Raw genomic sequence first — 6,206 nt, forward strand, 5'->3', positions numbered from 1 at the left:
CTGTTACATGCCGTTAAAGATATAAGGCAGATAAATGATATATATATGTTTTTCATTTTAGTTAAAAGTTAGCTTTAATATTAAATGTATAAGATGTTGGTGTTCTGTAATACATGCTTTCCGGATCAACATTCCATTTATTAAAAGTAAAAACAGCCAAATTATCAATTTGAAAACCAAGTTCAAATTGTTGAATACCTATTTCCTGTAATGCATTACTGTTAAGATTATAGCCTAATGCTACCTGCTTTAATCGTATATGGCTTGCATCATCAATAAACTGCTTTGCATTTGCATAATAAGTATATCCAGCTCTAAAATCGTTTGGTCCGGTAGGGATTCTTGGAATAATAGTATTGTTCTCATCTCCTAGGTTTTGCCATCTTTTATCGTAATCTTCATGTATATGGCCACTATTCAGACCAAAACGAACATCGTAATAATCAAAAACATTTCTATTTCTGAATACATAACCAAGTTTATAGGTGGTAAGAATTCGAAGATTAAGATTTTTGTAATTAAAATTATTAATCCAGCCTCCATAATATTTAGGTGTCAAAGAACCATTGTAAACCAACGCATTTACATCTGTAATAAGCGCGCTGGCTCCTTGTTCATTTCTTCCATTTACATCAATTACCTCCCCATTTTGGTTTAATGTCAATGGGTATCCGTTTGCATCCAAACCGATATAATTGTAACTATACAAATATCGCAATGGCTTGCCTGCTAATGGCTGACCATCTAAATAGGTATTTATGGTTTGAGTAGGCACATCAACTTTAGTAACTTCATTCTGATTATAGCTAAAGTTTAAGGTTGTTTGATATTTGAAGCTTTTATTATCAACTATTTGACCCGTTAACTGCGTGTCAATCCCTTTATTGGTCATTACTCCGGCATTAACGAGAGCTGAATTAAAACCTAAAGTAGAAGATATGGCAACTGTCGATAATAAATCAACACTCTTTTTGTTATAGTATTCAATGCTTCCGCTTAATCTGTTATCAAAAAATCCAAAATCTAACCCTAGATTCTGCACATAGGTCTTCTCTAATCTCAACGATGGATTTTTCACAGTAGAAACATATGCATATTGATTACTTGTCTGAGAATCTCTGCTTATGCTTGCCTGCAAAAATGGACTTGTGCTGTTATCTACGTTTCCATTACTGCCATATGTCGCTCTAAGACTCAACAGATTAATATTTTTTATTGATCTCATAAAAGGCTCATCATGCAAATTCCATTTAAGTCCAACTGAATATAATGGTATATTTCTATACTCCTTGCTGCCGCCAAACAGATTCGCATCATCAAGTCTTATACTTCCCGAAAGGATATATTTTCTTTTAAATGCATAGGCCGCATTGCCAAAATAAGATATAAATCGATTCTCAATTTCAGTTATCGTTGTCGGGTCATTTAGTGTACCGGTTCCCGAAGGAGAAATATTCACTACAGCACCAAATGGAATATTTGCGTAAGTTAAAGACTCCGGATCATACCCGTATTTAGATGTCCCAAAAGTATTACTCATCTCTTTTCTGATTTCATACCCAGCAACTGAAGTAATATTATGATCGTTAAATGATTTGTCTAAATTAAGCTGGAACCTCCCTGAATGTGTTGTATTTTGTCCAAATTGATTAGTCAGTACGCTTCCTTTTGGAACCGTACTTACATATCTGCCTAGTGATGAATTATTCGCAGTATAAGTATTAACTAAATTTCTCACAAAATAAGTGCCTTCATCAAATAAGTTATTCATATTATTCTGTCCCCATTCGTATTGGTATTTCGCCTGAATATTTAAATAATCAGTTAGATCATATTTTAATTCCGTCTGTAAACGAAGTAATGTTGTTTTTGTATTATTATTTTTGCTGTCATATTCCTGCTTCAGGTTATAATCCCATGTATATGGATAATTAGCGGCTGTTGCAGCATTATAAAATCCATATCGCTGAGGCAGATATTCTCCATTACTCCCTACTATATCCTGGTACTGGAATAAATTGCTGTAATCAGAAAAAGACATTCCGTTATTTTTATAATCGTAAGTATCGAAGTTGAAATTAAAATTCAGCTGCAATTTTTTTGAAAGATCAATACTGTTGTTCAGGTTAACAATAAGTTCATCACGATCATTATTTTTGAAAAAATTTAAACTTTCGTTTTTATTATAGGTCAGTGAAGCGCGATAAGCGCTGCGTGTTCCTCCACCTGATATACTGGCATTATGCTGGCTCCAGATACTGTTTGCCATAAATAAGTTTTCAAACTCGTTCCTATTATCTTTAGCTGATAAACCATTAATAATGTCATCCTCCTGACTTTGGGTAATGCTGCCATTGTTTTGTCTTAAGTAGGTTTCCAATCCTTTACTTAATCGTGGTGGGCCGTAATTTGTCGGGTATGTAACCCATCTGTTATCTGCTCTGTGTTTTTCGTATTGCAGATAACTTGATGTAGGTGCATATTTTAGATCGTTCAGGTCATATTTTGAACTAATTTTAGTTATGGATGACAAACTAATACTTGGCGCTTCTTTATTACTTCCCTTTTTAGTAACAATTACTATTACCCCATTGGCAGCTCTAATACCCCAAATAGAAGCCGCGGCAGCATCTTTTAGAATTGTTATGCTTTTTACATCGTTGGGATTAATAGAATTTAGATCCTGCGAAACCGGAAAACCATCAACAATAATCAAAGGGTCATCATTAGCGTTAATCGTACTTAAGCCCCTTATGGTTACCCCATCAGTGTTGTCAAATAATACACCCGAAACCTCTCCTTCAATTTTTGAGATAATATCCTGAGATATCTTAAAATCCAGAACATCTTCATTAATTTTCTGAAATGATCCTGTAGCTCTTTCTTTAGAAATATTTTGATATCCGGTAGATACTATCTCCAACGCATTAAGCTCTGTTACATCTTCTTCCAGAACAACATTTATAATTTTTTGATCTCCCACCAGGATTTCTTTAGATTTAAACCCTAAAAACGAAAAGACTAAAACATTACTTGATGAAGGTGCAGTGATGGAATAGCTGCCATCCATATCACTTGAAACTCCTTTACGGCTTCCTTTAACCAAAATGGTAACTCCGGGTATAGGTATTCCATTTTTGTCAATAATTTTTCCCGATACTTTTATCTCGTCAAAATAACTGAAAAGTGTTTTCTTTTTGATAATAATAGTATTGTCTGCAGATACAATAAAATTAAAATCTTCATTTTTTATAAGCTCTTCCAGAAGCTTATTGACCTTAATATCTCCTTTTTTGAGCTTAATTCGAGGCAGGTCTTTGAACAATCCGGATTTATATATAAAAGAATAACCCGTCTGCTGATTGATAATTTTAAAAACTTCATCAACAGTTACCGTTTTATCAGCATCAATAGACACTTTAGCGGTTTGCGAAACCATTTTTTCAGAAGAAAAACTAAAGACTGTCGTACAAAATAAGAGTAGAAAAGTTCTCATAATAAAAGCTAAGATTCTCCTTTCAAGATAAAAAGGAGGTTTGGTAATTTTAAATTCCATAAATTTGTTTTTGGTGTTAGTTAAATTTCAATTAATACTTCAGAGGGGAAATTAAGGCCTGCATTGTGAAGGATTCAGCCTTGTTTCCCTTTATTTTTATCTAATGATCAAAGTCTTGCCTTGTATCTCATAGTTTATATTATTGGTGTTTTTTATCATCGTTAAAATACTGGTAATGCTTTGTTTCTTATTCAATGCCCCATTAAAGGTTTGTGCCTCTATATTTTTGGATTCAAAGACAATATCGATGTCATACCATCTTGAAAGCACTTTCATTATATTCTTAAGAGACTCATTTTCAAACAAAAAAACACCTTTTTTCCAAGAGACTATTTTATTTACATCAACTGTTGAAACAGCTATTCCTCTATGAGAAAGATTAATTATTGACTGCTGGTTTGGCACTAATTTTTCAGTATAATTACTTCTATGAACTTCAACACTGCCTTCTATAAGTGTGGTGTAAATGCTTTGTTCATCCCTGTAGGCTTTGATATTGAATTGAGTCCCCAAAACTTCAACTTCCTGATTGTGGTTAAGCACTTTGAAAGACGATCCTCCATAATTTGTACTGTGGGACACATCAAAGTAAGCTTCACCATAAACCAGTTCTACCTCACGTGTTTTACCTTGAATAAAATCTACAGGAAATTTTAATTTGGATTCCGAATTAAGCCAGACTTTAGTCTGATCAGGAAGCTTAAGACAAAACTGTCCGCCTCTTGGAACCGTTAAATAATTATATACAATTTTGCCCTTAGAGACATGACTGTATATCAGCTCACTGCCATTGCTTTTCGCATTGCCTGACGCATAGCTTTGATTTTTGTCCAATGTTACATTGGTTCCGTCGCTCAATGTGAGGATTGCTTTATCCGAACCTGCAGCAATATTATTACTAATTACATCTCTTGTTTCTTCCAAGTTATCTCTATTTAAGAAAAAGTATCCCGCAGAAATAATGACAGCAATAACAGCGGCATATTCAAATACATTTAAATAACGAAGTATGCCTTTCCTCTCTGTCTTTTTTATTTTTCTTTGTGTCTTTTTATATGCCGCCAAAGAATCAAAAATCAATGTATTATCCAGAGCATGGTTGATTATTAAATAGCTTTTAAAAACTTCCTTGTTCTTTTCATCCTCCAGCCAGGAAACGAGAAGCATAATTTCCTCCTCCGAAGCTTCTCCATTAAGATATTTCGAGATAATTACCTTATTTTTTTTATCACTCATTTTTTAATAATTGCATGGTTTTATTCTAAGACGTATAAATCATAAAAAACCACTATTAATTTATTAAAATTATTTAAATTTGTATATTATTACATCTAAACAACGTATTTAGTTGAAAAATTCTTACATAAACAAACAATTAATAGAGGATTTCAAAAATGACAGCAATCAAGCATTTAAGGAAATATACTTAGCTTATTATCAAGATTTATGCGTATATGCCAATAGTTACACAAGAGACAAACAAGCTTCGGAAGATTTGGTTCAAAATATACTGCTTAGGTTTTGGGAAAACAGAGCGTCTTTTAACGTACAGCAGAATATAAAAAGTTATCTATACAAAGCTGTCTACAATTCATTTTTGGATTCTGTTCGGAAAGAGAAAACACTGAATAAGAACTTAGAAGACTTAAGATACAGTTTATTATCCAGTATAAATGAAGAAGATCCGGAAACAATTGATGAGCGCATCGCCGTTCTTAAATCGGAAATTGAACGACTTCCTAAAAGATGCAAAGAGATTTTCATCTTAAATAAATACGAAAGCTTAAAATACCAGCAGATTGCTGAAAAATTAAACATTTCCATAAATACAGTTGAAAATCAGATTGGGAAAGCATATAAAATTTTGAGAACTAAATTATCAGACAAAAATTATTTGACTATGTTTTTGAGTTTAATTTTTAAAGGAAAAAAAAGATTTCATATTTCTAATTTTTGATCAGAAGATAACAAATAAACTAAATTACTCAATATTTATTTTTATTGAATTTTGAGTCTAAACTATTGAATGCCTGAATACGACTTTTATAATAAAAAGTTTTTAAACATTCTTTTTCATTATTACATATCACTGTCACTAAATTATAACGGTCCGAACTTTTTTCTGTAAATCTGAAGTTCATTATTTGTTTTCGAGACAAACTTTTCTAAAAGTTCAATTTTATCTTCATAAAGCTTTTTAAGTAATGAATAGCCAATAAAGCTGCCAGTATGTGATCCATTTTCACAATTCATATCATCATTAAAATCTCTATGCATTTCAAAATTAATTATATCCTGCAAAGGCAACTCCAAAATAATAGCGAGCTGTTCGAGCTTTACCATACTAATTCTTGTTTTACCTTTTTCGATTTTACTGTAAGCTGGCTGTGTTATGCCTAATTCACAGGCTATATATTGCTGGGTATAATTTTTTAATTCTCTGATACTTTTAACCTTGTCGCCTATTAACATTTTGAAGATATTCTAATCTTATTGCTACTATCAAATTCAAGTCAGAATAGTCAACAAAAAAGGCTGTCTGGTGAAGACAACCTTTAAAGACTAATAAAATAAAAATGGATGTTGAAGTTTTTATTTTCCTGATTGGCTTTCAGGGTTTATAACAACTTCCACGCTGCTCGAACTATCC

Annotated in this window: 4 protein-coding genes; 1 reads left to right on the forward strand and 3 read right to left on the reverse strand. The window is 32.3% G+C overall.

The window, feature by feature from the left end; translation table 11 throughout:
• Positions 1-61: 61 nt before the first annotated feature.
• Both ACFFLS_RS14420 and ACFFLS_RS14425 read right to left on the reverse strand, forming a co-directional pair.
• Positions 62-3,556 carry a SusC/RagA family TonB-linked outer membrane protein gene (locus ACFFLS_RS14420; RefSeq protein WP_379682287.1) on the reverse strand — a complete coding sequence of 1,165 codons (3,495 nt, stop codon included), beginning with the start codon at positions 3,554-3,556 and terminating at the stop codon, positions 62-64.
• 96 nt (positions 3,557-3,652) lie between these two features.
• Positions 3,653-4,792, reverse strand: coding sequence for a FecR family protein (locus ACFFLS_RS14425; protein WP_379682288.1), 1,140 nt, complete (start codon positions 4,790-4,792; stop codon positions 3,653-3,655).
• 112 nt (positions 4,793-4,904) lie between these two features.
• On the opposite strand from ACFFLS_RS14425, the gene ACFFLS_RS14430 reads away from it, so the two are divergent.
• Positions 4,905-5,513, forward strand: a complete 609-nt coding sequence (locus tag ACFFLS_RS14430; protein ID WP_379682289.1) for an RNA polymerase sigma factor — start codon at positions 4,905-4,907, stop codon at positions 5,511-5,513.
• Between the two features lie 143 nt (positions 5,514-5,656).
• Here the strand turns inward: ACFFLS_RS14430 and ACFFLS_RS14435 are convergent, their stop codons facing one another.
• Entirely contained in the window at positions 5,657-6,028 is a 372-nt protein-coding gene (locus ACFFLS_RS14435) for a helix-turn-helix domain-containing protein (protein ID WP_379682290.1), read from the reverse strand.
• Positions 6,029-6,206 lie beyond the last annotated feature (178 nt).

Source organism: Flavobacterium procerum, from assembly GCF_042431625.1.
Taxonomy (GTDB): domain Bacteria; phylum Bacteroidota; class Bacteroidia; order Flavobacteriales; family Flavobacteriaceae; genus Flavobacterium; species Flavobacterium procerum.